We start from the raw sequence: 23852 nt of genomic DNA, 5'->3' as shown, positions 1-23852 counted from the left end.
CCCGCCGTGGTGATGACGGCGCCGCCGCGGGCCTGTCGCTCATGCGCGTGTGGCCTCCGTCCTGGGACGGAGGCCACATGTGCGGGCCCGCGCCGGGCGTCGACAACCCCGGGCGGGATGATGAAACGTCAGGCACCCTGCCCGGGCGTCTGCTTGATGCCGTCGACGATCGCCCGGTTGATGATGGCGTCGGTGTACTGCACCGTCCCCGGCTTCATCACGACACCGTACTCGGAGACCTGCTTGACCTGCACAATGCGCGCGCCGAGGAAGACATGGGTCTTCTTGTCGAAGATCCACTCCTCGCGCGCGCCGCTGGTCTCGTCCAGCCGTGCCACCGCGACCCCGGTACGGCCGACCGCGTCCTGAGCGTCGTTGACCACGAAGACGCCGGGGATCTTCGCCGCCGCCTTGAACAGCGCCGAATTCAGCTCGGCCGGCGGCAGGCTTTCACTGACCAGGTCGCCGATCGTGGTGAACGCCTGCTGGTCGGGGGTGTTGCCCTGCCCCTTGGTCTTCTTGTAGATCAGCTCCAGCAGCTGGTCGGGGTCGGTGGGCAGGGCGGCCAGGAAGTCGTACGACGGGGCACCCATGTGCGCCTTGGGGGTGTTGCCCTTCTCGTCGGGCAGGCTCAGCGTCTCGCCCTCGGGGCTGTCGTTGACCGCCGGGTCGATCAGCCAGCCCTTGGTTCCGTCGGCGGACATCCAGACCTGGCGCCTGTGCAGGGGGTGGCTGGCAAGACTGCTCTTGCCGTGGACCGTCTTGACGAAGGTCTGGGCCGACTTGGACTCGATGTAGATGTACTGGCCGGGCTTCACCTCCGGCCGGGAGCCCTCCCCCGCCACCAGCGATACCTGGTCGAGCAGTTGCGGCACGCCCTTGGTGGTCGTGCTGCCGAGCTGCGTGGTCAGTGCCGGTCCGGTGGCGAACTCAGCGGGGTTCGCGCCGGTCCCGCTGTTCAACGCCGTGCCGGCGACGACCGCGCCGGCCACGGCGAGGGCGGACGCGGGCAGCAGGATCGCCGGACGCGGCAGCCGGAAGCCCCGTGTGCGCGGCCGGGCGGCGCCCGTGCTCGCCGGGTTCTCTTCCCGCTGCATGTCCTGCTGGATGTGGGCCATCAGACGCTCCCTGTGGAACTGGTGACGGCCCGTCGGAAGATCGCGTCCAGTCTGCGGCAGGAGAGACGCGCTCTCCTCCCACTCAGCCGGACTCTGCCGGGACTGATTCGCTTTCATCGGTTCCCTCCCGATACGGGCCGGATCGTGTTGATACGGTCCCCTCTTACCTGTCGATCCGGGTGGCCGAGTTCCATGTTTCGGGGGGCGGATATTCCCGAGTTCCCCTCGCCCCGCCGCTCGGTGGGCGAGACCCGCGCCGGGTCGCCCGCCGGCGGGCCTGCGAGTTCGGCCTCGGTGAGCTTGCGCAGCTTGGTGCGGGCCCGGGAGAGTCGGGAGCGGACCGTGCCGACGGCGATGCCGAGCGCGTCCGCGGCGGCCGTGTACTCCAGCCCCTCCCACAGGCACAGGGTCAGGACCTCGCGCTCGGGACGGCGCAGGAGGGCCAGCGCACGCAGGGCCGCGGCGATCCGCCGCCGGTCGTCGATCCGGCCCGCGACCTCGTCGGCGTGATCGGGCAGGGCCGTCTCCGCCTGGGCGGCCGCGTTCGCGGCCGAACGGTAGCGCCGATTGCTGCGGTAGTGGGCGCGCGCGATATTGGTCGCGACGCCCAGCACCCACGGGCGCAGGGAGCCGCCCTCCGCGTCGACCCGGTCGCGCAGCCGCCAGGCCTCCATGAAGGTCTCCGCCATCACGTCCTCCGCCGCGGACCAGTCGGCGGTGAGCCGGAAGGCATGGTTGTAGACGGTACGGGCATAACTGTCGTACAGCTCGGCGAACGCGCTGGGGTCGCCGGCCCGGATCCGGGTCCGCATATCTGTGGTCACCTCACTAACCTGTCTCACCGGCCACCCCGGGTTCCCATGAGCCACGTCACATGTATGGGCCGGGATGGTCGCCGAGCGCCGGCCGGAGCGCCGGGACCGGCCCGAACGGCCATCCGACACAGGGGAATCGGGGCAACCCGGGGATTTCACCATTCAGGCCGCGAAGAGATCACACAGGGCAAAATATGACGAGGGTCACGCACGCCCTGGACACATGACCCACCGGCCACGGAGATACATCAGGCGCGGGGACACATCGGACGCTGAAACACGTCGGCCACGGAGATACGTCGCGCTCTCGTGCGAGCCGGGCGGGCGGGCGGGCCGGGCAGCACGCAAGCCCCGGGCCGTCGGGCCCGGGGCTTGCGCGTGAGGTGGGGACTGTTCGTGGTGCGGAGTGCCTACTTGGTCGTGCGGTAGGCGCGGTAGATCGTCTGCTTCATCGTGTTGCCGTCGGCGTCCGTGAGCGCGGCGCGCAGCGAGACGGTGCCCGGGCGGGCGGGGTGGCGCAGTTCGAGCCGTGCGCGGTCGGTCACCTCGGCCGGCTTCCAGGTCCGGCCGCCGTCGTAGGACACCGAGAACGCGAGCTTGCGTGCGGTGGCGGCGGTGGCGGCGCCCTCGATCTTGAACGGGACGGTGAAGGCCGTACCCGCCTCGGCCGTGCTGGCCTTCCCGAGCTTGGGTGTGAAGCGCACCGCGGACAGCGGCAGCCGCTCGGGGGTGTCGCCCGTCACGTGGGCGGAGCGGAAGGTCCACTCGGCCGTCACGCGGGTACTGACCGCGGAGAGCGACGCGGCGCGGGAGACGTCGGTGGTGAGCCGGTAGGTCCGCCGCTCGGCAGAGAGGGTGTGCTCTGCGCCGTTCAGGGGCGCGTCCGAGGTGAACACCGGCGTGCCGTCGGCGTACAGCGCGCTCTTGGCCCTGGTGTAGTAAGAGACACCCACATGGCCCGCGCCGTCGGAGAACAGCGGCACATGGGCGGAGAAGCCGTCGCCGAGCCGGACCGCTCCCGAGGACTCCGGACCGGCGGTGTAGAGGTGCGGACCGAAGACGCCGATGTTGAAGCGCTGCGTGTACTGCTTGCCCGCGCTGTAGGACCTGGGCGCGGTGACCGTCTGGCTGCCCTCCCACCGCGGTTCGCCGTCCGCGTCCGAAGCGCCGTACTGGTTGACCGCGTACTGCCACTTCGCGCCCGGCAGGACGTAGTCGGCGACGGTGCGTGGCAGTGCGCCCCTATCCGAGTTGAAGTCGACCCAGGCACCGTTGGGCATCAGGGGCGCGGCACTGAGGCTCCCGGTCTTGCCGGTGGCGGGCTCGCCGAGGGTGAGCTCCAGCTCGGCGAAGTTCTGGCGCTGCAGCTTCACGGTGAATCCGGAGAGGTCACCGGTGCGGTTCCAGGCCGGACGGTAGTTCACCGTGCCACGGGTCCAGGTCCCGTTGTACTGCGCGAACGCCTCGCGGGCCGGTACGCGCGCTCCGAGCTGCCCGACGCGCAGGTTGCCGAAGCTGCCCATGATGTACGTGGACGTGTAGCCCGCTCCGCCGATGTCGACGCCGAAGTTGAGTGTGGCGTCGGTGTGCTTCGCCGCGCTGTCGGGCACGGTGATCCGGACGGGCTTTGCCTTGCGGGCGTCCATGACCAGCGTGGTGTCCCGGGTCAGCGCGAACTTCGGGTGCAGCAGCAGGGCGAGCTTCCCGTCGTCGGGGTCGGCTCCGGTCGAGACGCGGCCCTCCAGGGTGTAGCGGCCCTTGGGCAGCCGCAGCGTGAACTCTCCGTCCGTGTGGTCGGAGTGGTCCTGCCAGATGCTGCCGTCCAGGCCGTAGACACCGGTCTCGGAGTCGCCGGTGGGCTTGCCCCGCAGGTCCAGGTGCCTGATGGTCAGGTCGTAGGACTCGGACTCGCGGTGCACGCCGAGGGCGGTCCGCACGACGATGTCGCCGTCCGTCGCGGTCACGGAACCGCCGAACGCGCCGTCGGCCGTTCCCGCGCGGGTGTCGGCGGTCACAGCAGCGGTCGCCGTACCGCCCGCCGCGATCGTGAGCCGCTTCGGCGAGACGACGAACATGCCCTCGGCGGCCGGCTCGCCGCCCTCACCGAACGCCTCGGGGGCCAGGTCGAGCGTGACGGGCTCGTCGCCGTCGTTGCGGTAAGTGATCTCCCTGGTGACGGGCTTGTCGTCGGTGTGCGGCCACCGGGCGGTGCCGAAGCCGAGTGAGGGGCTGCTCGTCACCCGCTGGCCCATGGCCCGCGCGAGGTCGGTGCGGCCCGTGCCTTGAGCGAGTCCGGAGAGACCGGGCGTGGCCACCGCGGAACCGGTGAGGGCGGCCTTGATCCTCTCGCCGGTCCAGTCCGGGTGCCGCTGGGCGAGGATCGCGGCGGCGCCCGCGACATGCGGCGAGGCCATCGACGTACCGCTCATCGACACATAGCCGTCGGACGCCGGGCCGCCCTCCACCCCCTCGGCCGCCTTCGCGGCGACGATGTCCACGCCGGGGGCGGTGAGGTCGGGCTTGAGGGAACCGTCGGCGGTCAGGCCCCGGCTGGAGAAGTCGGCGATGCCGTCCGCCCGGTCCACCGCGCCCACGGTGAGCGCGGCGGCGGCGCTGCCCGGGGTGCCGATCGTGGCCGCGGCCGGGCCACTGTTGCCCGCGGCGACGACGAAGAGGGCGCCGGAGTCCGCCGACAGCTCGTTCACGGCCTGCTCGACCGGGTCGGTCTCCGGGGTGTCCTCGCCGCCGAGGCTGAGGTTGACCACCTTCGCGCCCTCGGCGACGGCCCACTGCATACCGGCGATGATGCCGGAGGCGCTTCCCTCTCCGTTGTCGTCGAGGACCTTGCCGCTGATGATGCGCGCGCCGGGTGCGACGCCCTTGTACTTCCCGCCCGACCGGGCGCCCGAACCCGCGACGGTCGAGGCCACGTGGGTGCCATGGCCCACGCGGTCCACGGAGTCCGGTGACCTGGAGAAGTTCTGCTGCGCGCCGATACGTTCCTTCAGGTCCGGGTGCGTCGCGTCCACACCGGTGTCCAGAACCGCGACGGTGACGCCCGTGCCGTCGTAGCCTGCCGCCCAGGCCTCGGGGGCGCCGATCTGCGCCGTGCTCCGGTCCAGACTCGCCTCGACCCTGCCGTCGAGCCAGATCTTCTCGACCCTCGCCGAGGTGGCACCGGCCGCCGACCGCGCGCTCGCGCCGCTGCCGGTGAGGGTCCGCCACAGCGTCGCGGCCTCGGACTTGCGGGCGCGCACGGCGTCGCCGTTGACGCTGGGCAGGTCCCTGGTGACCCGGGCGCCGGAGTCCGACAGGGCACGCGCCGCGACGGGGCCGTCCTCGGTGTAGGTGACGATGAGCGGCAGATCGGACCGCGAGGAGTCGTCGTATCCGAAGTTCAGCAGCCGTGTCACGTCGAACAGTTGCCGGTCGGCGGTGCCGTCCGCGATGAGGCGCTCGGCGTCACGCGGTACGGCGTAGGTGTGCCCGTCGGCTGCTCGGGAGATGCGGAAGGCCATGCCCTCCCGGCCGTCGGCCGCCGTCACGCCGACGACGTTGCCGTCCGCGTCCGTGGTCACCTTGTCGCCGGTGACCAGGGTGACCGTCCGCGCGGTGCCGCCGGAACCGGGGCCCACGCCGAACGCGGGCCCGGAACGCAGTCCGGTACCCGTTGCGTCGTCGCCCAGCGCGGCCTGGACGACGGCCGCGCCGCTCAGCAGGGCGGTGGCCACGGCGACGGCGGTGAGCGGGGCGAACGCCACGACCGGCGCTCGTCTCTTGTGCTTCACGGCATGCCTTTCTTTCCGGGCACGGCAAAGCGGCCGGTCCCGGCGGAAAAGGGGTAGAGGTGGAACGGGAAGGGGGAGTCGGGCTCCCCACGCGGCCGGACGCCGCTGATCTGCTCCCATCGGTTCCTTCCGGCACAGGCCGGATCTCTTGGCTCGGACTCCTCTTACCTGTCGATCCGGGCCGCCGGGTTCCCGAACTCCCCGGACCGGTTTTCGCAGGCCCCCAGGACATGGCACGGCGGGTGCCAGGGACCTGAGGCCTTTGACACCCGCCGTGCTGCTGCGGCCGATTCGGGCCGCGGTGTGGTCGCCTTGTGCTTCAGGCGCCGCGATGCCGGTAGGCGCGGTCGACCGTCTGCTGAACGCTGAAGTGCCCCACCGGCGTGCACTGACGTCACGCGCTGGAATCCTCTTCGGTGAGCGCTCCCCGCTGCACATGGTTACCGAGACGCCACGGTTGGTGAGAGGCGCGACGTCCCGGCCCCTGACGGTGAGTGCCTGCCCCCGGCGAACCGGCTGGACTGGGGAGAACCCCCGATCCGAAATGCCGCGATCAGGGCAATGCTGGACCGCACAGCCACACAGATGTGGTCCCGATCGAACGAATGGCCTGGCCAGCGGGGTGGCACGGCTCGCCGCGTCGCCCCTGACGTGCCCGGTGCGGACCACCGCGACGTTCACCGACGGCGTCGGAAGGGAGACACACCGTCATGCCGTATCAAGATCTCTTTCAGGTCGACGTACCGACGCACCACGACAGGAATCCGGCACTGCACGGAGTGCACGTCTTCACCGGCGAGGCGGCTTCCAGCCTGCACGCGCTGCAACTGGCCCGCCAGGTGTACGACCAGGCCTTCGCCGCTCTCGAAGCCGGCCGGCAGATCCCCGACGCGGAACCCGGCGCTTGGGCCGCACGCGGACTGCGACCCGGCTGGGAGCTCGACTGGTCGGCCGCGAAGGTGTGCCTCTGGGGGCCCTGACCCGCGAAGCCACCCTCACAGGAGGCACGGGTCTTCCGGGCGGCCTCATAGGCCCACCGGAGATCGGTCTCGGCACGGTCATGCCCTACGACCACACCGGCGCATCCAGTCCTCGTCGAGTACCAGTCCTCGTCGAGTACCAGTCCGTGTTGAGTACGCGTACTCATGCCTGGCGAGCGGCTCGGCCGGAAGCTGTGCGCATGACGCGAACACCCGCCCTGACGAGGATATTTGCCCGCTCTCCGCGCCGGCCGCGGCGAGCTCTCGCGGTGACAGCCCTCGCCGCTCTGGCACTCGCCGGCTGCGGCACCGAGACGACGGATGCCGCCGGATCGCGTGGCGAACCCGCCGGGGCAGTCGGCGCCCGGAACGCCGAGGCGCCGACCGACGCCGCTCAACAGGCGGCTTTCACCGCGATGCTGAGAGAAATCGCGCGATCCTGCCCATCGAGCCCCCCGCCGGCGCGGACGCTGCCGACCGACGATCCGAGGACCGAGGCCCTAGAGGCACCCCTCGCTCCCACGACGGAGGCTGAACTGGAACTGGATGCCCGCGACTGGTGCGCGAGCGCCCACCACGAGCAGCGGATCGCCCAGGCGCTCTGGGAAGTGGACGACCCCACCCCGGACGAGGTCCGCGAGATCCTCAACAACCTCGGCTACATCGACGACCGCATCCATCGGCTCGCGCACTCCGGCACGACCACGCGGTTCCTCCTCGACCTGCGCGTGGACGGCGGCAGGCTCTGTCTGGACGGTTCGGCGGCCGGTGAGCAGACCGACGTCGAGAAGTGCGTGGCCCCCAGGACCGGACCGATCACGGCGAGCGGGGCGGAGTGAGCGGTGGGCGCAGTTGGCTCGGGAGGGGTTGCCGGCGGCCGTCGAGTTGTCGAGAACCCAGCCGGCAAGCAGGACACCCGCATCTCTACGGTGGGCGAGCAGGGTCACTCGGTTCCGCCGGACGGTGCCCGTTGCGCCCTCGCCCGCCGCGTCGGTCAGACCGCCGCGGCGAGATCCCCGTGCACGGCACGCGCCACAGCCTCGACCACCTTGATGCCCGCCTTCATCGTCGAGGCGTCCTCGGTGAGCACGGTCAGGGAGTAGTCGTGCTTGCCACCGGTGAAGACACCCAGGCTGTGCACCCGCCAGCCGTGCTCGGTACGTGACAGCCAGCCGTTCTTCACGTGGACGGTCGCACTCGCCGGAGCGCCCGCAGGGGTGCCCCAGCGCTGCTCGGGGACCACCTCGGACATCAGCTTGAGTATGTGGCCGCGTGCGGCGTCACTCAGCACGCGGTTGCGGGTGGAGACCAGATCCATCAGCTTCTGCTCGTCGCGCGCCGTGATCTGGGTGAGCCCCCAGAAGCGGCCTTCGCCGAGTACGGTCTCGTTCATCCCGGCAGCGGCGAGGAAGGCCTCGACCTTGGCACGCCCCAGCTGCTTCCACAGTGCCGCCGTCGCGTTGTTGTCCGACTCCGTGATCATCTCCCGCGCGAGCCGGGCCTCACGGTCGGTGAGGTGCCGTCCCTGCTGGTGCACGTCCCGCAGCAGTGCCGCCAGGACGGTCACCTTGACGGTGCTCGCGGAGTCGAACCGCTGGTCCGGGCGCAAGGTGCACAGGGTCCCGGTGGTCCGGTCCCGCAGCGACACCGCGGTGGTCGCGTCCTGCCGGTCCAGCGCCGCCGTGATGTCGCGCTGCAGCTCCGCCGCGAGCCCGGCCTTCGCCGACACGCAGCTGACCCGTGGCGCGGACGGCGCGGACGGGGCCGCGTACACCTGGCCCGCGCCCACCGACGTCACCGCTCCCGCGGCCGCCGCCACGGCCAGAGCACGCCTGGGGATTCGGTTTCGCATCATGTGTCGCCTGTGCTCCCATATGCGCCAAATGGTTGACGGACATTGTGGGTGCACGGCGGCGTCGATCGGAATGTGATGTGGACCATGCCGGACGGGACGGTCCCCGGCGGAAGCGGGCCGAGGGCCCCGGTGTGTGACGTACACAACGCTCACGGAGTGCCCGCGGGAGCGGTGCGCGGCGCCGGGAGCAGTCGACATGTGACTCGGCCCACACCTTTCGGAAGCGGCCGCGCGCTGATCCGCGACCGCCCCGAGCGCATCGCCGCTCTCGACGCGGGATCGGCCGGATCCTCGTCGCTGCCCCGGCATGTCGGGCCCCCGATCGAGCCCCGTAGGACTGGGCCTGCCTCACCCGAGTCGTGGGCTGGGCGGTCAGGAGATGAGTGAGCGGCCCGTGGGCGCCAGCCGCAGGGTCCGGGGTGCCGCTGCCTGCTCCTTCTCGATGAGGGGCAGTACCTCGTTCCGTGCGCGGGGGTGCGCCCGCACCTCGGCACGGTGCAGGCGATACGCACGCTCGTCGGGATGGGAGGTGAAGACCGCGGCGACGTTCTCGCCGGTGCGGACCGGCAGCCTGGGGAATGTGTTGTGCGCCGGTTCGGTGGTCAGGACGGCGAGCGGCGCCGGGCCCGTCTCGCCGAGCAGAGGCACTAGACCGTCCCGGATGAGTGCGACACCGTCGGACCGTCCGGTCGGGAAGGACCAGACGGTGGCGGACACGATCCGGTCCGGTGCGGGAGAACCGGCTCGCAGCCGTTCGGACGGGCGCACGGCGAAACCGCTCCCGGCCGACAGCGGCCGCAGCAGCAGGACGTCGTCGGAGTCGACCATGGTGGCGTTGGCCCGGGGACCGTGCTCGGCCCAGACGGGTCCGCCGTAGAAGTCCGTCAGCGCACGATGCCGTGCCGCCATGTCCCGGAACCCTCGCAACCAGACGAAGCGGTCCGGATCGTCGAGATCCCGGAACTGGCCGAGTACGGCCATCCCGGTCTCCTCCTGCGTTTCGACGAACTCCCGGTCGAACAGCTCGATGAGTTCGTCGCGCCGACCGGGACGCAAGGTGTACTGGCGAAGCTCGATCACGGCGGGTCCGTCGACAGGGCCGGTGGGGAACACGGTGCAACTCCTCTTCGCTGCTCTCGTCCAGGTGTGGACTTCCGACCGCTCGATCCGAACCGGCCGGACGCCGATCGACGCTATGGGGTCCGTGTGCCACGTCCTGTCAGGGTTTCCGAGGAGAATGCGCCCATGTCTGCCGGTCGACTGCTGTCGCTGCTGTTGTTGCTGCAAGCTCGTGGCCGTATATCCGCCCGAGGGATCGCCGACGAGCTCGGTGTGTCCGTGCGGACTGCCTACCGTGACCTGGCGCGACTGCAGGCCGCCGGTGTCCCGGTCTACGCGGAGCCGGGCCCGGGGGGCGGCTATCAACTGCTCGACGGCTACCGCACCCGCCTCACCGGGATGACCGAGGGCGAGGCACGGGCACTCTTCTTCGCCGGACTGCCCGGTCCCGCCGCCGACCTGGGCCTGACGGCGGAGGTGACGGCGGCGCGGCTGAAGCTGCTCGCCGCGCTGCCGACGGGACCGCGCGAGGAAGCCACACGGACCGCGGCTGTCTTCCACGTCGACGCTCCCGGCTGGTACCGGGAAACCGAACAGACACCGCATCTGCCCCTGTTCGTCGACGCTGTGCTCACACGGCGTGCGGTGGATGTGCGCTATCGCCGTTGGCGCGCTCCGCAGGAGGTCGATCGCCGCCTGCGCCCCTACGGTTTGGTCCTCAAATCCGGTGTCTGGTACGCCGTTGCCGCAGCCGAGGGCGGTCGGATCGCTGCTTACCGGGTCAGCCAGGTCCTTGACGCGGTGTTGAGTGACGAGTGTTTCGACCGGCCGCAGGGTTTCGACCTGGCGGCGTACTGGACTTCGTATCTCGACGACTTCGAGGCACGCCGCTACACGGGCACAGCCACCATCCGGCTGTCCCCGCGCGGACGCCGCCGCCTGCCCGACAACGTCCCCGGGACGGTGGTCCGGGCAGTCGACTCCACCTCGACCCCCGTCGGGGACGAGGGGTGGGTCGAGGCTGTCATCCCGATCGAGAGCACCGACCACGCCTGCGGGGAGCTGCTGCGGCTCGGTATCGATGTGGAGGTGGTGTCACCTGTCGACCTGCGCGAGGCCATGGCCGCGACGGTGGGCGTACTCGCCCGAGCGTACGGATTGCGCTGACGCCGAGCGGTCAAGTCGAAGTCGGGGCTAGGTCAAGGTGCGCTGCTCCTAGGCGGTGAAGGGCGGAGCACTGCGCAAGGTCACGGTGGACCGACCGGATTCGGCAGAGTGCCGCGCAGCGTGCGCAGGGCGTTGGCGGCCTGGCTCCTGACCGTTTCCGGCGTGCAGTTGAGCAGTGTCGCGGTCTCCTCCACGCTGCGGTCCTCCAGGTACCGCAGCACCACGACGGCCCGCTGCCGGGCCGGCAGGCGCCGCAGCGCCTGCCGGACGGTACGTTCCGGATCCGCCCGCACGTACCGGTCCTGCGGCGCCGCCACCTCGGGAAGCGACCCGCGCTCCGGGGTGCTCGGACGTCCCGTTCCCTGGGACGCCACGGTCGCGGCGTCGGCGGCCGACTGCGTCGGCGTACCGGTGAACCAGCCGCCCGCGCCGATCGCGGCCACCACGCCGAGGACGACGGCGACCTGTCGTCCGCGGCCTGCTGGGCCGCTGCGAGGGCGGCTCATCCGTTTCCGAAGAAGGGGTTCTCAGCCAGCTTCGGGAAGTACGCGGCGCGGAACTTCTTGCCGCATTCCAGATCCTTGAGGGCGGTGTTGATCTCCTGGGCCAGCCTTGCCCTGGCGGTCTCCTCGTCCACCTCGTCCACGTCATCCGCCTGCTCGTTCACCTGGAACTTCACCATGTCCCCGATGGCGGTCGGCTGTGTGGTGGTGACCACGATGCCCTCGCCACGCAGACAGGACGCGAAGTCCTGGGCCAGGGACACCAACTGCGGGTCCCCGTCGAGCGCCTGCCGAGCCTCAAGGTCCTTCGTCTCGGAGGCGGCCCGCTCGCGTTCGATCTCGGACTCGGACTTTCCCGACCCGTGAACCTTCGAGAACGCGTCCGTCAAACACCCCGGGGACATCCGCTTCTTGCCGTTCACAGCTTGGGCCATGCCGCCCCTCGCCTTGTCATAGGCCTGCCGCTGGGCCGGGGACAGCGCGTCCAGATACGCCTGGTCGGGATGCTCCGTGGCGTGCTGCTCCGTATTGGCCTCCGAACCGGGGACGTTGGCGTCGTTCGGATAGACGACCCGGGCGTAGGTGAAGCCGTACCCGTACTTCGCTCGGAACTTCTTCGCCAGGTCGTAGCTCTCGCCGTCCACCGGGATCGTCGTCTCGTCGGTGGTCGCCACCACGTGCGGGGTGTAGGTGAATCCCTTGGCCCGCATGCAGGCCGCGATGGCGTTCTCGAGCAGATACTCCTTCTTGCTCTCCTCGTCGACGTTCTGAGGAATCGTCAGTACGCCGTTCTCGGCGACCGCCGGGGACGACGCGCCGTCTGCGGAGGAAGCGGTGGAGCCGGTCGAAGCCGAGTCGGGCTCGGAGGAGTCCTTGCCGCCCTCGGAGCACCCGGCGAGCGCCAGCGCACCGGCCGCGGTGACGGCGGCGACCGGCAGGGCAACACGCGGTCTGGGTATGGGAGTCACTTGGTTCCATCGTGTCGGTCGGAGAGGGCCGGGCAGGGTGATACAGCCCGTCGACTTCCTCAACCCGGTGGACCCCCGCGCAGGGCAGAGCCTTCGCGTGAGATGTGACGCAGGTAACGCATGGCGGCTCTCTGGCCCGCACGCACATGGGCGGTCCGGACCTGGGGCGGCTCGCGCCGGTGAATGCAGCAGATCAAGGGACGGCTTCCACCGAACGGTTGAGTCGGAGGCTACGGACGGACGACGCACGGTGCCCGCTCGCCCCGGCAGGCTTTCCCTGCCACCGCTCCGGAAGGCGGCAGAGGAAACAGAGAGGAACTTCCATGTCCAGGGACTTCAGCAGGCGCCGCCTTCTCTCCACGAGTGCGGGTCTGACACTCGCCGGCGGCGCCGCGGTCTCGGCGTTCGCGGGGACCGCCGCCGCGCGGACCGGGCAGCGGGGCCGGGCCGCGGGCGGCTTCGGCACCGTCCGCGAGGAGACACGTTCGCTGGACGACCTGTACGAGGCGGCCGTCGCCGAGGGCGGCCAGCTCGTCCTCTACCAGGGCGGGGATGTGGACAGCCAGGCGGCCGGCGTACGGACCGCGTGGGCCGCCGCCTTCCCCGACGTGGAACTGACGGTCGTCGTGGACTACAGCAAGTACCACGACGTACGCGTCGACCATCAGCTCGCGACCGGCACCCTCGTCCCCGACGTCGTTCAGCTCCAGACGCTTCAGGACTTCACCCGCTGGAAGCGGCAGGGCAAGCTCCTGCACTACAAGCCCGCCGGGTTCTCCGAGGTCCACCGGGAGTTCAAGGACCCGGACGGGGCGTGGACGGCGCTTATGGTCTTCGCCTTCAGCTTCCTGTACGACATACCGGCCGCCGGCGGCAACGCGCCCAGGACACCGCAGGACCTGGTCGACCCGCGCTGGAGCGACGCCATCGCGTCCGCCTACCCGCACGACGACGACGCGGTTCTCTACCTCTTCTCCCTCTACCAGCGCGCCTACGGCTGGGACTGGGTGAAGGCCTTCGCCGACCGGCGGCCGCAGTTCGCCCGCGGCACGCACACCCCGGCGGCGGCGGTCACCGGTGGGCGCAAGGTCATCGGGGTCGGCGGCTCGGGCAGTGCGGTGTCCACGTCGACCACGCTGAAGTGGGTGCTGCCGGACGAGGCGCCGTTCATGGCCTGGGGCCAGCGGGCCGCGATCCTCAAGCGGGCAGCCCACCCCGCGGCCGCGCAACTGTATGTGAACTGGCAGCTGTCCGAGGCACGCCAGAAGGCGTCCTTCAACAGTTGGTCGGTCCGCGAGGACATCGTTCCGAACGCGGCGGTCGAGCCGGTGTGGCAGTTGCCGAACGCGAACGTCGACGGCTTCCCCCGGTTCATGGAGGACCGAGCCGAGATCGAGCGGCTGAAGCAGACCTTCGCCCTGTACTTCGGCGAGGTCACGGGCGACCCCTCCACCGGCTGGCACGGACTCCACCCGGGACGGTGAACTCACCTCCCGACTCGGGCACGGCGGGACGCTTACGACGATCACATGGGGACCGACCTAGGATCCAGGGGATCCAGCCGTCGTGCCGAGTCCCGACCAGCCGCCGCAGGAAGCCTCAGCCGTGCTCCCGAACCTCGCCGCCGTAGCGCGACGCCGGCCGTTCGCATGGGCACAGAGTCTGCCCCATCTGGTGTTCCTGGTGGCGGCGGTCGGCACCCTGGTCCGGCTGGTCGAGCTGAACAGCGGCCTGTGCTGGTCCGTCGCACCGCCCACCGCGCTTCTGGGCCTGCTGTACGCCGTCGGGGCGGCGCGCTGGGACCGGCTCGGCGCCCTCGCCCAAGCGATATGGCTCGGCGGTCTGTTGGCGCTGTGGAGCTGGGTCGCCTGGGTCGTCCCCGCCCCTTACGCCGCCGGGTACGCGTGGCTGGCGGTCCCGCTGTCCGTTCTCGCCCTGCGCGTGTCCGGCCGACGGACTCGCCGCGCGGCGGTCTGCGCGGTAACGGCCCTGTTGCCGGCCGTACTCGTGCGCGTCGGCGGGAGCGCGGATCCCGACCTGCTGGCGCCGCCCCTTGCCGCGGTCGGGGCCACCGTCGTCCTCCACCGGACCCAGCAGCGGATGATGCGAGAGTCGGCGCGGCAGCAGCACGAGGCCGGGCGCCTCGCCGAAAGGGCCCGTATCGCCCGGGACCTGCACGACACACTGGCGCAGGAACTCGCCGGCAGCCTCATGCTGCTCCAGGCCGCTGAGCGTGACTGGGACCGCCACCCCGACGCGGCCCGGCGGCGGTTACGAACGGTCGTCACGGCCCTGGACGCCCACCTGACGGAGACCCGCACCATCATCGAGGACCTCACCCCGCCCGCGCTGGAGCGTGACGGCCTGGAAGCGGTACTGCGCGACCTGTGCGCGCAGACCGTGCACGCGGCCGGCGCGCCACGGATCACCTTCCTCCGCGAGCACGAGCCGTACCCGCTGCCCACGGACCGGGCCCTGGCTCTCCTGCGGGTCGCACGGAGCCTGCTGTCGAACGCCTGCGAGCACGCGCGCGCGTCGCACATCCAGGTCGTCCTGACCTACGGCTACGGGGACGATGCGACCGTGACAGTCGCGGTCCGCGACGACGGACGAGGATTCAACCCTGCGGCCGGTGCCCGCCCCACCTCGTCCGCCTCGCCCACCTCGTCCGCCACGTCCGCCACGTCCGCCGAGGCGGACAGTGGCCGCGGATACGGGCTGGCTGCCGCCGTCGACCGGCTCCGCCCGCTGGGCGGCACTCTCACCGTCGACAGCGCGCCGGGCCGAGGAACGTGCGCCGAGGCGTCACTGCCGGTCGACGAACTCACCCCGGCCGGCCGGCCGTGACCGACGTGACCCGACCGCCGCTGCGGCTCCTGCTGGTGGACGATCACGCCGTCGTACGGGCCGGGCTGCGCGCGCTCCTCGACGGCGAACCGGGATTCGCGGTCGTGGGGGAAACCGGCGACGGCGCGACCGGTGTCCGCCTGGCCGAGCAGCTCCGGCCCGACGTCACGCTGATGGACCTCAGGCTGTCGGACAACGCCGCGGCCGACGGCGTGGAGACGACGCGCCGGATGCTGGCCGCCGCTCCCGGCACCCGAGTCGTCATCCTCACCAGCTACGGCAGCCAGCACGACGTCCTGCGCGCCGTCGAGGCGGGCGCCAGCGGCTACGTCCTCAAAGCGGGCCCGCCCGAGGAACTGCTGCGCGCCATACGGGCCGCGGCGGCCGGCGGCATGGGTATGGCGCCGGAGGTGACGACCCACCTGGCCGGCCGCGGTGCGGGACCGGAACCCGCCCTCAGCGCGAGGGAGGTCGAAGTGCTGCGGCTCCTCGCCGGCGGACACAGCAACCGGGCCATCGCAGACGCCCTGTTCCTCGCCGAGGCGACCGTCAAGACCCACCTCATCCGCATCTACCGAAAGCTCGGGACGGACAACCGCGTGTCCACGGTCAAGGAGGCGATACGCCTCGGCCTGATCGACATCGACACCTTGATGTAGGGCCGCTGATCAGGCGTTCTGCTGGTCGACGACGATGGACTCCCCGGTGTCCCGGCGGGCGAGGCACATCCACGATCCGTAGCCGAACAGACGGGACCGGCGGAAGAGTTGGTCGTCCCCGTCATGGGCTTCGGCCAGGACGACCGGGGCGCCGGGGTGTGCGCCGGCCTGGAGTGCCAGCCCGGACTCCTTGGCGATGATCCGGTACACGGGGTGGGGTATCGCGGAACTGCCGCTCTGCACGGAGTCGTAGGCCGGGTCGAAGCCGGGAACCCCGGGCACGTCCCGGAACTCCCCCTCGATGTGGTGCTGGACAAGAAACCTCTGGCTGTCGCGGTCGTGCGGCTCGCTCTGCACCACGCCGCCGCCCGCTGCCGTCCCCGTGACTTCCAGTGCCTTGCCGGAGTGGTGCACCAGGATGCGGTGGTAGCCGTCGCCGTCCGGCTCCAGCAGGAAGTGCCCAAGCGAGAACGGCTGCCGGGCGGACGGTTGCGTGACGAGCGGGGCCCCTTCGCCGGCTCCCTGGTCCAGCGGCAGCGCCGGTTCCACCGGACGGTAGCCGATCGCATCGACCACCTCCGCGACGTCGGCCAGTGACCGGTCGGGGTTCAGCGTGCGCACGATGCCCTCCGTCAGCGGACGCAGGGCAAGGATGTGCCGCACCGCGTCCACCAGGGCGGACGACGCCCGCTCGACGCCCAGACCGGTGGACAGCATGACCGTTCCCGGCGACGGCGCGATCACGTCTGTCAGGACGAACAGAGCCGAGTCGTCCGCGGGATTCTCAAGTTCGGGTATGTCGGCTGTCTGCCATGCCGGGTCCTCAGGGCGCCGCCACATCACCGCGGAGATGTACTGCGGCAGCAACACTCCGCTGTCCGTGACGAACGAGTCTCCGTCGCCGCCGTACAGGCAGGGACGCAGCGCCTCGGGCACCTGGAGAAGAACGGCCTCCCAGGGCTCCTCGACTTCATAGGTCAACTCCGGCGCGAAGTCCGCGTCTATGTCCCACAGGAAGACCACCGCTCCGGCATCACCGTGGAAGTGCACCTGGAGCCAGCGCGCCTCCGAGTAGCCATGCAGGACCGCGCCGCTCCCGTGGGGGCAACCGGACGGCGCGTACCGATACCCCTGCTCCCCTTCACTTCCACTGTCCGCGATCGCACTGATCACGGCGAGCGCGCGCGCCCGGTCCTCCAGCGCTGTGATGTCAGGCATCAGCGCCGCGGCATGGTGCACCGACAGGGCGTCCTGGTGGGCAGTCCCGTTCATACCTGCCATTGAACAGCCCACCACTGACAGTCCGGTCCGCCGCAATCCGCCGCCGTCGAGCCGGCGGAGGATGACGGCCGATGCCGGGCCCCGGGCTTCCTAGACCGCCGTGAGGTCGAGCAGATGGTCGATCAGGGCGGCGAGCTCCTCTTCCGGAATGTCCGCGAAGCACTCGGTCCCGTCCGGCTCACCCCACTCGGCGGCCGCCGGCTGCGTCACCGGCAGGCCCAGCGACACCAGGTAGGAGTACCGGTCCGTCCAGCTCGCCGCGTCCAGTTGTGCCATGTGCTGCTCGGCGATCGTGCCGACGTGAGGGTCCAGCCATGCCGCGTGGTCCACGAAGTACTTTCGGAACTCCGGCCACAGCTCGTCCGAGCAGTCGTACCGCGCCCACTCCGGTGCCTGGTGGGCGATGAGGGTGTTCCACCCGGTGGTGACGCAGTGGTCCGCGATCTGGTCCAGCGGCAGAGCGAGGACAGCCTCGACCGCGGCGAGCTGGTACGCCTCTGCGTACTCCAGGAACTGCGTCACTGTCTGGTGGGAGAGGCCGTGGGACAGTGCCTGGTCCGGGAAGAGTTGCGTGAAGACGGCCCAGTCTCCCCCGCTGTCGGCGTTCTGATGTCCCCAGAACGCCGCGTGCAGGGCCGCCTGCACCGCTTGGGCGTTCGCCGTGGTCGTCTCCAGGGCGGTCAGCGCACCGGCGGCCATCTCGTCCACCTGCGTCATCGGTTGTCCCTTCTGCATGGTCCGAAGCTTCGTCCTTCCTAGCGCGGCGACTTCCACCGGTTCCTGCGCGACGAGGTAGAACACGGAGTCCGGGGCTCTGCCCGACTGCCCGCCCCAAAGGACACGTTGGCCGTTCAGAGGGCTTCTAGCGTGGTGACGCAGCCCGAGCAGAGGAGCTCTCGTGACCATCGTGGTCGGTACCGTCCGTTATGAACCCGCCGGAAAGAATCCGCGCATGGCGATCGAGCAACTTGTCGCCGCCCTCAGGGCCGCGGGTCTGGGGTCGGGCGCATTCGGTCGGCACCTGTCGCGGCAGATCCTCGCGCCGACCGACCACTTGTACGCGAGCTACCAGGAGCTGGTGGCCAGTCTGACGGACATGCAGGTGAACGGGGCAGCCCGGCAGCAGGGGGGCGACAACACGGAGGAAAGCGCCGCGCAGCACGTCGGTGCCTGGACCGGCCGCGGCAACGCGTGGCCGACCTGGGCCCAGGCCGATACGCAGCTGGCGCCGGGCGGCCAGGATCCCACTCTGTACGCGCAAGGGTCCGGTCCCACCAAGCAGGGTGCTCCGGTGAAGGTCGACATCTGGTCGGAACACCTGGTCGGCATCGTCGGCGGCGCGGCCAAGAACGACAACGTGGAGAAGTTCATCAACGCCTGCAAGACGCTGCGGAAAGTCGCTGACTCGCACGGGAAACAAGCGGTGGTGTTCGCCGCGTTCGGCACCTCGCAACCGATCGTCGACTGCGCTGTCGTCGCGGTCGGCGCTCCCCACACGTACGTGCAAGACGCCCCCGGAGGCCCCTGGCGACCGAAGGGCTGAAGCCACCTGGTCGTGTCACCTGCGGAACGCGTACGACGGGGCCGGTCAGGGCGGCATTCTGGGGGACAGCGGGCCATGCCGTTGGAACACTGCCATCGGCGTGTGGCCTCGTAGGGATCCGCTACGTGACCGGGAGGTCCTGACATGGCCAGCAAGTTCACCGAGCTTGCGATCGACTGTGCCGATCCCGACGCTCTCGCCCGGTTCTGGTGCTCGGTCCTCGGCTACGAGGTGCAGAAGGTGGAGGACGGAGTCGTCACGATCGGCTCCCCCGCGGTGCCCGAAGGCAAGGAGCGGCTCGGCCCGGTGCCGCCGACCTTGACCTTCGCGCGCGTGCCCGAGGGCAAGACCGTGAAGAACCGACTCCACATCGACGTCAACCCGGCCGACCGGGAGCAGGACGAGGAGGTCCGTCGCCTGCTCGGCCTGGGTGCCCGACGCGCCGATGTCGGCCAGGGCGGTGAGAGCTGGGTCGTGCTCACCGACCCGGAGGGGAACGAGTTCTGTGTCCTCGCCGGCCGCCACCCGTGATCACCGCACACCCGGTCTGACCTGCTGAGGGGTGCCTGGCCACGCGGACCGCCGCGGTGCCAGGAGTTCCCCGGGGGTGCCGCTCAGAACGTGATGCGGACCTTCAGTGCCGACCGGTCGTCCATGGCGCGGTAGCCGTCCGGTACGCCGTCCAGGTCGACGGTGCGGTCGAAGACCGGGCTCGGGTCGATGACGCCGGCCAGCAGGTCGGTGAGCAGTTCGGGGATGTAGGCGCGGGCCGGGGCGACGCCACCGGCCAGCGCGACGTTGCGGTCGAACATCTGGCTGATGTCCACGCCGCTGCTGCCGCCGTGCGGGACTCCGACGTAGCCGACGGCGCCGCCGTCGCGGGTGACGGAGATCGCGGTGCGCATCGATTCCTCGGTGCCGACGGCTTCGAGGACGGCGTGGGCGCCCTGGCCGCCGGTCAGCTCCTTGACCGTGTCGATCGCCGCCTGACCGCGTTCGGCGACGACGTCGGTGGCGCCGAAGGTGCGGGCGATGTCGGTACGGGTCCGGTGACGGCCGAGCATGATGATCCGGTCGGCGCCGAGACGACGGGCGGCGAGCACACCGCACAGGCCGACCGCGCCGTCACCCACCACGGCGACGGTGGACCCGGCCCGGACGCGGGCTGAGACGGCCGCGTGATGGCCGGTGCTCATGACGTCGGAGAGCGCCAGCAGACCCGGCAGCAGCTTGGTGTCCGTGGCCGCGTCCTTGGGCAGCCGCACCAGGGTCCCGTCGGCGTACGGGACGCGTACCGCCTCGCCCTGGCCGCCGTCGGAGCCCACCTCGCCCCAGAACCCGCCGTGCGGGCAAGACGTCTGCAGGCCGGCCCGGCAGTAGTCGCACGTGCCGTCGGACCAGACGAACGGCGCGACGACGAAATCACCGGGGACGAGGCCGGTGACCTCGGAGCCGGTCTCCTCGACGATGCCGAGGAACTCGTGGCCGATGCGCTGCCCGGGCACGCGTGAGGCGACACCCCGGTAGGCCCAGAGATCACTGCCGCAGATGCAGGCGTTGATCACGCGGACCACGGCGTCCGTGGGGTGCTGTATTCGAGGATCGGGGACATCCTCGATCCGGATGTCGTTCGGGCCGTGGATCACGGTGGCACGCACGAGAGGACTCCTGACGCTGCTGGACACGGGGCGGAACGAGTCAGGGTCACCGCTGAGGCCCCCACTTGTCCAGCTACATCAACTACAGCATCTGTTTAAGATGAACTGATGCTCGACGTCCGACGGCTCATTCTCCTGCGCGATCTGGCCGCCCACGGCACCGTGACAGCGGTGGCCGAGCTGCACGGCGTCACGCCCTCCGCCGTCTCTCAGCAGCTGCGGCTCCTCGAGGAGGAAACCCGTACCCGCCTGCTGGAGCGAACAGGCCGCGCCGTCCACCTCACCGCGGCCGGCCACCGGCTGACCTCGGACACCGAGAAGGTGCTCGCCGCTCTCGAACAGGCGCAGAACCACCTGGACAGCGAGGCCGCTGAGCCAGCGGGGCCTCTCCACCTCGCCTGCTTCCCCAGCGCCCTCGCCCCGCTGGCAGCCCCCCTCACCACCGCTCTGGAACGCACGCACCCGGGGCTGCGCGTGCACATCACCGAAGCCGAGCCCGAAGCCGCCGCGCGCCTGCTGCTCCAGCGCCACGCCGACGTCGCACTGATCTACCGCTACACGAATCTGGCCACACCGCCGACTCCCGGTCTCGAGACCCAGGTCCTGCACGTCGACCCGCTGGTCGCCGTACTGCACCGGGACCACGCCGCGGCGCGTGCGGACGGATCACCCGTCGAGCTGCGCGAACTCGCGGACTCCCCGTGGATCACCGCACCCGCGCACACCGCCTGCGGGGCAGCCGTCCTCCAGGCCTGCCGGACAGCGGGATTCACTCCGCGGATACGCCACACCTGCTCCGACTTCGCCGCCATGATCGCCCTCGCCGCGAACGGCGGCCACCCGGTCCTCATCCCCCGCATGGCCGCGACGCACCTTCCGCCCGCACTCACCGCGCGTCCGGTGGCCGACGACAGGCTCGCCCGCACGATCGAGATCGCCGCCCGGCCCGGCGCCACACACGAACCCACGTTCGCCGCCTGCCTCGCGGCGCTCCGGACGCTCACGTAGAACGGCCGCATCGGCGAACGCGCCGCACCGAGCCGAGCCGCATGTCAAATGCTCATGGACATTGAGCAGTTGAGGGCGTGGGCGAAGGCTCGTGCGGTCAGCGGTGTCTTGGGTGTCCTCACGAAAAGGCCACCCTCGGGCGCGAAATGACGGGCTTCACCGGCCGCGAACTGCCGGGGAAGCTCTGTCCAGCGGGGGCGCGGCAAGAGAATCCGGTGCGATCGACCACTTCGGGGCTCACGAAAAAGTCGTGCACAGTCAATGGACTCACCCTGATCCAACATGGATTATCAGAGCCCCACATCGGGATCCACCAAATCTCCCCGCAATCCAAACCCCGTACGGAGGCGTCATGCCCAACCGCCGCCAGTTCCTCGCCGGGTCCGCCGCGGCCCTGGCCCTCGCGACCCTGCCGCAGATGCCGGCCGCGGCCGCGACCCGCGCGGTCGGCCGGGGCCCGAACATCGTGCTGATCCTCGCCGACGACCTCGGGTACGGCGAACTCCAGTCCTACAGCCCTCAGCAGAACATCAAGACACCGAGAATCAAGGCCCTGGCCGACAATGGACTGCGCTTCACCCGGGCGTACTCGGCGGCCCCGGTGTGCGCGCCCTCGCGGTGCTCACTGCTCACGAGCCTGCACGCCGGGCATTCGGCGGTACGGCAGAACCCCTTCCCGGAGGACCAGGGCCAGGGCAGCCTCCGCGACGGCGACACCACGTTCGCCGAAGTGCTGCGCTCGCGCGGCTACCGCACGGCGTGCATCGGCAAGTGGGGCTTCGGACCCGAACTGGCCGACCAGTCGAGCCACCCCAACGCCCGCGGATTCGAGGAGTTCTACGGCTCCATCAACCACGGACACGCCCAGAACTACTACCCCGACTACATGTGGCTCAACGGCGCGAAGGTCCCGATATCCGAGAACGCCGGCGGCGCGGACGGCAAGTTCGTGATCGACCTGTTCGAGGAGCGCGCGCTGGAGTTCATCGACACCCACGCCGGAGGCGAGGACCCGTTCCTGCTGCTCCTCACCCCCACGCTGCCGCACGCCCCCAACGAGATCCCGGACGCCGACACCGTCGCCTACCCCGACAGTCTGGGGTGGGGCACCGCGGAAAAAAAGCACGCCTCACAGGTCGTCCGGCTGGACACCCTGGTCGGCAGGGTCGTGGACCGGCTGAGCGCCAAGGGCGTCGCCGGCGACACTCTGATCATCATCACCAGTGACAACGGCCCGCACGAAGAAGGCACTCCCGCGGTCAACCCGGACAAGTACAACGCGAACGGCCCCCTGCGGGGCTACAAGCGCAACCTCTACGAGGGCGGAATCCGCATCCCCCTCATCATCTCGCAGCCGGGAACAATCACCCCGGGCACCACGGACCGGCCCACCCCGCAGATCGACTTTCTGCCCACCTTCGCCGAGTTGGCCGGTGCGCCGGTCCCGAGTGACATCGACGGCAAGTCGATCGCTGCCCTGCTGACCGGCGGCACCGCACCAACGCACTCGTATCTGTTCTGGATGCGCAACGACCCCTACTGGGGCACGAAGTCCAACAACGAAGACGGCGGTCGCGGCAACAGGTTGGCGGAGGCCGTCCGCAGGGAGCAGGACGGCCTGAAGGCGGTCCGCTTCGCCCCCGGGCGTGACCGCCCGGAACGGGACGAGGACTGGGAGGTGGAGCTGTACGACCTCACGACGGACTGGGGCGAGACCAACAACATCGCCGCGACGAACACGAGGGCGGTCGACGAACTGATGGGCCTGATGCGGGCGGCGTGGGACCCGAAGGACAACCGCAAGAGCTACGGCGTGGTCATCGGGGGAACCACAATCGCCGTTCCCGGGCAGGCCTTCACCGTCAGGACCACCCTGGGCAACGCCTCGGACTCGGCCTGGGCGAACCCCTCGTTGCGCCTCGTCGTCCCGAGCGGCTGGACGGCCGCCGCGACCACCGCGTCGACCGCCGGCTCCGTGGCGGCCGGAGGCTCCTTCCAGGTGACCTGGTCGGTGACACCACCCGCCGGCACAACCGTGGGCTCCTCGTTCCGACTGCAGGCGGAGGCCACGGCGACGGTCGACGGAACTCCCCTGACGTTCACCGACGACAGGATCGTCACCGCCTTCGCGTCGCGGCCCACGGCGCCGTCGCAGTCCACCTTCCTCAGTGATCTGCCATGGGCGTCGATGAGCAACGGCTGGGGGCCGGCCGAGAAGAACAAGTCCAACGGCACGCAAGCCGCGGGCGACGGCCCTGCGATCAGCCTGGCCGGGACGACGTACGCCAAGGGACTGGGCGTGCACGCGAAGTCGGACATCGTCTTCAACCTGGGCGGCATGGCCAAGCGGTTCACCGCCTGGGTCGGCATCGACGACTACTCGGCCCAGCAGTCCGGTGCCGGCTCGGTCCGCGCCCGCATCCTCGGAGACGGCGAGCTCCTCTTCGACAGCCGCAACGCGCTCACCGCGTCCAGCGGTCCGAAGAGGGTCGACGTGGACGTGACAGGCGTGTTCGCGCTGCGGCTGCTCGTCGAGGACGCCAACGGCAATGGCGCCTGGGACCACACGTCGTGGGCGAGCCCCTGGGTCACCGTCTGACGGA

General features: G+C 70.5%; 20 protein-coding genes. 10 read left to right on the top strand and 10 right to left on the bottom strand.

What is annotated here, in order from left to right; all coding sequences use genetic code 11:
• Positions 1 to 128 precede the first annotated feature (128 nt).
• The 3 genes from DN051_RS43085 to DN051_RS43075 all read right to left on the bottom strand — a co-directional run bounded on the left by DN051_RS43085 (position 129) and on the right by DN051_RS43075 (position 5721).
• A complete protein-coding gene (locus tag DN051_RS43085; RefSeq protein ID WP_112443175.1) occupies positions 129 to 1235 on the bottom strand; it encodes a CU044_5270 family protein in 1107 nt (368 codons plus the stop codon).
• On the bottom strand, positions 1232 to 1930 hold the full coding sequence (locus DN051_RS43080) for an RNA polymerase sigma factor (protein ID WP_112443174.1): 699 nt from the start codon (positions 1928 to 1930) through the stop codon (positions 1232 to 1234). The genes DN051_RS43085 and DN051_RS43080 overlap by 4 nt, the downstream gene beginning before the upstream one ends.
• 413 nt (positions 1931 to 2343) lie before the next feature.
• The gene (locus tag DN051_RS43075) at positions 2344 to 5721 is read right to left on the bottom strand and encodes a S8 family serine peptidase (RefSeq protein WP_246041201.1); all 3378 of its coding nucleotides are present in this window, start codon (positions 5719 to 5721) and stop codon (positions 2344 to 2346) included.
• A gap of 710 nt (positions 5722 to 6431) precedes the next feature.
• On the opposite strand from DN051_RS43075, the gene DN051_RS43070 reads away from it, so the two are divergent.
• A complete protein-coding gene (locus tag DN051_RS43070; protein ID WP_053763595.1) occupies positions 6432 to 6701 on the top strand; it encodes a hypothetical protein in 270 nt (89 codons plus the stop codon).
• A gap of 269 nt (positions 6702 to 6970) precedes the next feature.
• A complete protein-coding gene (locus DN051_RS47040; protein ID WP_246041200.1) occupies positions 6971 to 7540 on the top strand; it encodes a hypothetical protein in 570 nt (189 codons plus the stop codon).
• A 155-nt stretch (positions 7541 to 7695) separates the two neighbouring features.
• Here the strand turns inward: DN051_RS47040 and DN051_RS43060 are convergent, their stop codons facing one another.
• Together DN051_RS43060 and DN051_RS43055 are read right to left on the bottom strand one after the other, a co-directional pair.
• Positions 7696 to 8556, bottom strand: coding sequence for a serine hydrolase (locus DN051_RS43060; RefSeq protein WP_112443172.1), 861 nt, complete (start codon positions 8554 to 8556; stop codon positions 7696 to 7698).
• Positions 8557 to 8928: 372 nt separating this feature from the next.
• Entirely contained in the window at positions 8929 to 9669 is a 741-nt protein-coding gene (locus DN051_RS43055) for an NIPSNAP family protein (protein WP_112443171.1), read from the bottom strand.
• Between the two features lie 132 nt (positions 9670 to 9801).
• Here DN051_RS43055 and DN051_RS43050 point away from each other — a divergent pair, with 132 nt between their 5' ends.
• Positions 9802 to 10782, top strand: a complete 981-nt coding sequence (locus DN051_RS43050; protein ID WP_112443170.1) for a helix-turn-helix transcriptional regulator — start codon at positions 9802 to 9804, stop codon at positions 10780 to 10782.
• Between the two features lie 80 nt (positions 10783 to 10862).
• Here the strand turns inward: DN051_RS43050 and DN051_RS43045 are convergent, their stop codons facing one another.
• Together DN051_RS43045 and DN051_RS43040 are read right to left on the bottom strand one after the other, a co-directional pair.
• On the bottom strand, positions 10863 to 11288 hold the full coding sequence (locus DN051_RS43045) for an RNA polymerase sigma factor (RefSeq protein ID WP_112443169.1): 426 nt from the start codon (positions 11286 to 11288) through the stop codon (positions 10863 to 10865).
• On the bottom strand, positions 11285 to 12253 hold the full coding sequence (locus DN051_RS43040; RefSeq protein ID WP_112443168.1) for a hypothetical protein: 969 nt from the start codon (positions 12251 to 12253) through the stop codon (positions 11285 to 11287). Before DN051_RS43040 ends, DN051_RS43045 begins: the two co-directional genes overlap by 4 nt.
• A 323-nt stretch (positions 12254 to 12576) precedes the next feature.
• On the opposite strand from DN051_RS43040, the gene DN051_RS43035 reads away from it, so the two are divergent.
• The 3 genes from DN051_RS43035 (at position 12577) to DN051_RS43025 (ending at position 15759) form a co-directional block, all read left to right on the top strand.
• Positions 12577 to 13737: an ABC transporter substrate-binding protein gene (locus DN051_RS43035; protein WP_112443167.1), complete on the top strand. Its 1161-nt coding sequence runs from the start codon at positions 12577 to 12579 to the stop codon at positions 13735 to 13737.
• Between the two features lie 121 nt (positions 13738 to 13858).
• The gene (locus DN051_RS43030) at positions 13859 to 15100 is read left to right on the top strand and encodes a sensor histidine kinase (RefSeq protein WP_112443166.1); all 1242 of its coding nucleotides are present in this window, start codon (positions 13859 to 13861) and stop codon (positions 15098 to 15100) included.
• Positions 15101 to 15105: 5 nt separating this feature from the next.
• A complete protein-coding gene (locus tag DN051_RS43025; RefSeq protein WP_112443394.1) occupies positions 15106 to 15759 on the top strand; it encodes a response regulator in 654 nt (217 codons plus the stop codon).
• A gap of 9 nt (positions 15760 to 15768) precedes the next feature.
• Here the strand turns inward: DN051_RS43025 and DN051_RS43020 are convergent, their stop codons facing one another.
• On the bottom strand, positions 15769 to 17031 hold the full coding sequence (locus DN051_RS43020) for an RICIN domain-containing protein (RefSeq protein ID WP_112443165.1): 1263 nt from the start codon (positions 17029 to 17031) through the stop codon (positions 15769 to 15771).
• A gap of 99 nt (positions 17032 to 17130) precedes the next feature.
• Positions 17131 to 17775: a hypothetical protein gene (locus DN051_RS43015; RefSeq protein ID WP_159054295.1), complete on the bottom strand. Its 645-nt coding sequence runs from the start codon at positions 17773 to 17775 to the stop codon at positions 17131 to 17133.
• 163 nt (positions 17776 to 17938) lie between these two features.
• Here DN051_RS43015 and DN051_RS43010 point away from each other — a divergent pair, with 163 nt between their 5' ends.
• Both DN051_RS43010 and DN051_RS43005 read left to right on the top strand, forming a co-directional pair.
• On the top strand, positions 17939 to 18583 hold the full coding sequence (locus DN051_RS43010) for a hypothetical protein (protein ID WP_112443164.1): 645 nt from the start codon (positions 17939 to 17941) through the stop codon (positions 18581 to 18583).
• Between the two features lie 144 nt (positions 18584 to 18727).
• Positions 18728 to 19114, top strand: coding sequence for a VOC family protein (locus DN051_RS43005; RefSeq protein ID WP_053763584.1), 387 nt, complete (start codon positions 18728 to 18730; stop codon positions 19112 to 19114).
• Between the two features lie 83 nt (positions 19115 to 19197).
• Here DN051_RS43005 and DN051_RS43000 read toward each other — a convergent pair whose 3' ends face one another.
• The gene (locus DN051_RS43000) at positions 19198 to 20241 is read right to left on the bottom strand and encodes a zinc-dependent alcohol dehydrogenase family protein (protein WP_112443163.1); all 1044 of its coding nucleotides are present in this window, start codon (positions 20239 to 20241) and stop codon (positions 19198 to 19200) included.
• A 108-nt stretch (positions 20242 to 20349) separates the two neighbouring features.
• Between DN051_RS43000 and DN051_RS42995 the strand changes: the two genes are divergently transcribed.
• The gene (locus DN051_RS42995) at positions 20350 to 21249 is read left to right on the top strand and encodes a LysR family transcriptional regulator (RefSeq protein ID WP_053763582.1); all 900 of its coding nucleotides are present in this window, start codon (positions 20350 to 20352) and stop codon (positions 21247 to 21249) included.
• Positions 21250 to 21601: 352 nt separating this feature from the next.
• Entirely contained in the window at positions 21602 to 23848 is a 2247-nt protein-coding gene (locus tag DN051_RS42990) for a sulfatase family protein (protein WP_112443162.1), read from the top strand.
• Positions 23849 to 23852 lie beyond the last annotated feature (4 nt).

The organism is Streptomyces cadmiisoli (genome assembly GCF_003261055.1).
GTDB classification, from domain to species: domain Bacteria; phylum Actinomycetota; class Actinomycetes; order Streptomycetales; family Streptomycetaceae; genus Streptomyces; species Streptomyces cadmiisoli.
Note: the sequence above shows the minus strand (reverse complement) of the source record. Positions and strands in the feature narration are given on the sequence as shown.

Bases quoted from the DNA above. Each gene is read 5' to 3' on its own strand.
- DN051_RS42990 (WP_112443162.1), top strand. From the start codon at position 21,602: ATGCCCAACCGCCGCCAGTTCCTCGCCGGGTCCGCCGCGGCCCTGGCC.
- DN051_RS43015 (WP_159054295.1), bottom strand. From the start codon at position 17,775: ATGCAGAAGGGACAACCGATGACGCAGGTGGACGAGATGGCCGCCGGT.
- DN051_RS43005 (WP_053763584.1), top strand. From the start codon at position 18,728: ATGGCCAGCAAGTTCACCGAGCTTGCGATCGACTGTGCCGATCCCGAC.
- DN051_RS43080 (WP_112443174.1), bottom strand. From the start codon at position 1,930: ATGCGGACCCGGATCCGGGCCGGCGACCCCAGCGCGTTCGCCGAGCTG.
- DN051_RS43070 (WP_053763595.1), top strand. From the start codon at position 6,432: ATGCCGTATCAAGATCTCTTTCAGGTCGACGTACCGACGCACCACGAC.
- DN051_RS43035 (WP_112443167.1), top strand. From the start codon at position 12,577: ATGTCCAGGGACTTCAGCAGGCGCCGCCTTCTCTCCACGAGTGCGGGT.
- DN051_RS43045 (WP_112443169.1), bottom strand. From the start codon at position 11,288: ATGAGCCGCCCTCGCAGCGGCCCAGCAGGCCGCGGACGACAGGTCGCC.
- DN051_RS43060 (WP_112443172.1), bottom strand. From the start codon at position 8,556: ATGATGCGAAACCGAATCCCCAGGCGTGCTCTGGCCGTGGCGGCGGCC.
- DN051_RS43085 (WP_112443175.1), bottom strand. From the start codon at position 1,235: ATGAAAGCGAATCAGTCCCGGCAGAGTCCGGCTGAGTGGGAGGAGAGC.
- DN051_RS43050 (WP_112443170.1), top strand. From the start codon at position 9,802: ATGTCTGCCGGTCGACTGCTGTCGCTGCTGTTGTTGCTGCAAGCTCGT.
- DN051_RS42995 (WP_053763582.1), top strand. From the start codon at position 20,350: ATGCTCGACGTCCGACGGCTCATTCTCCTGCGCGATCTGGCCGCCCAC.
- DN051_RS43020 (WP_112443165.1), bottom strand. From the start codon at position 17,031: ATGAACGGGACTGCCCACCAGGACGCCCTGTCGGTGCACCATGCCGCG.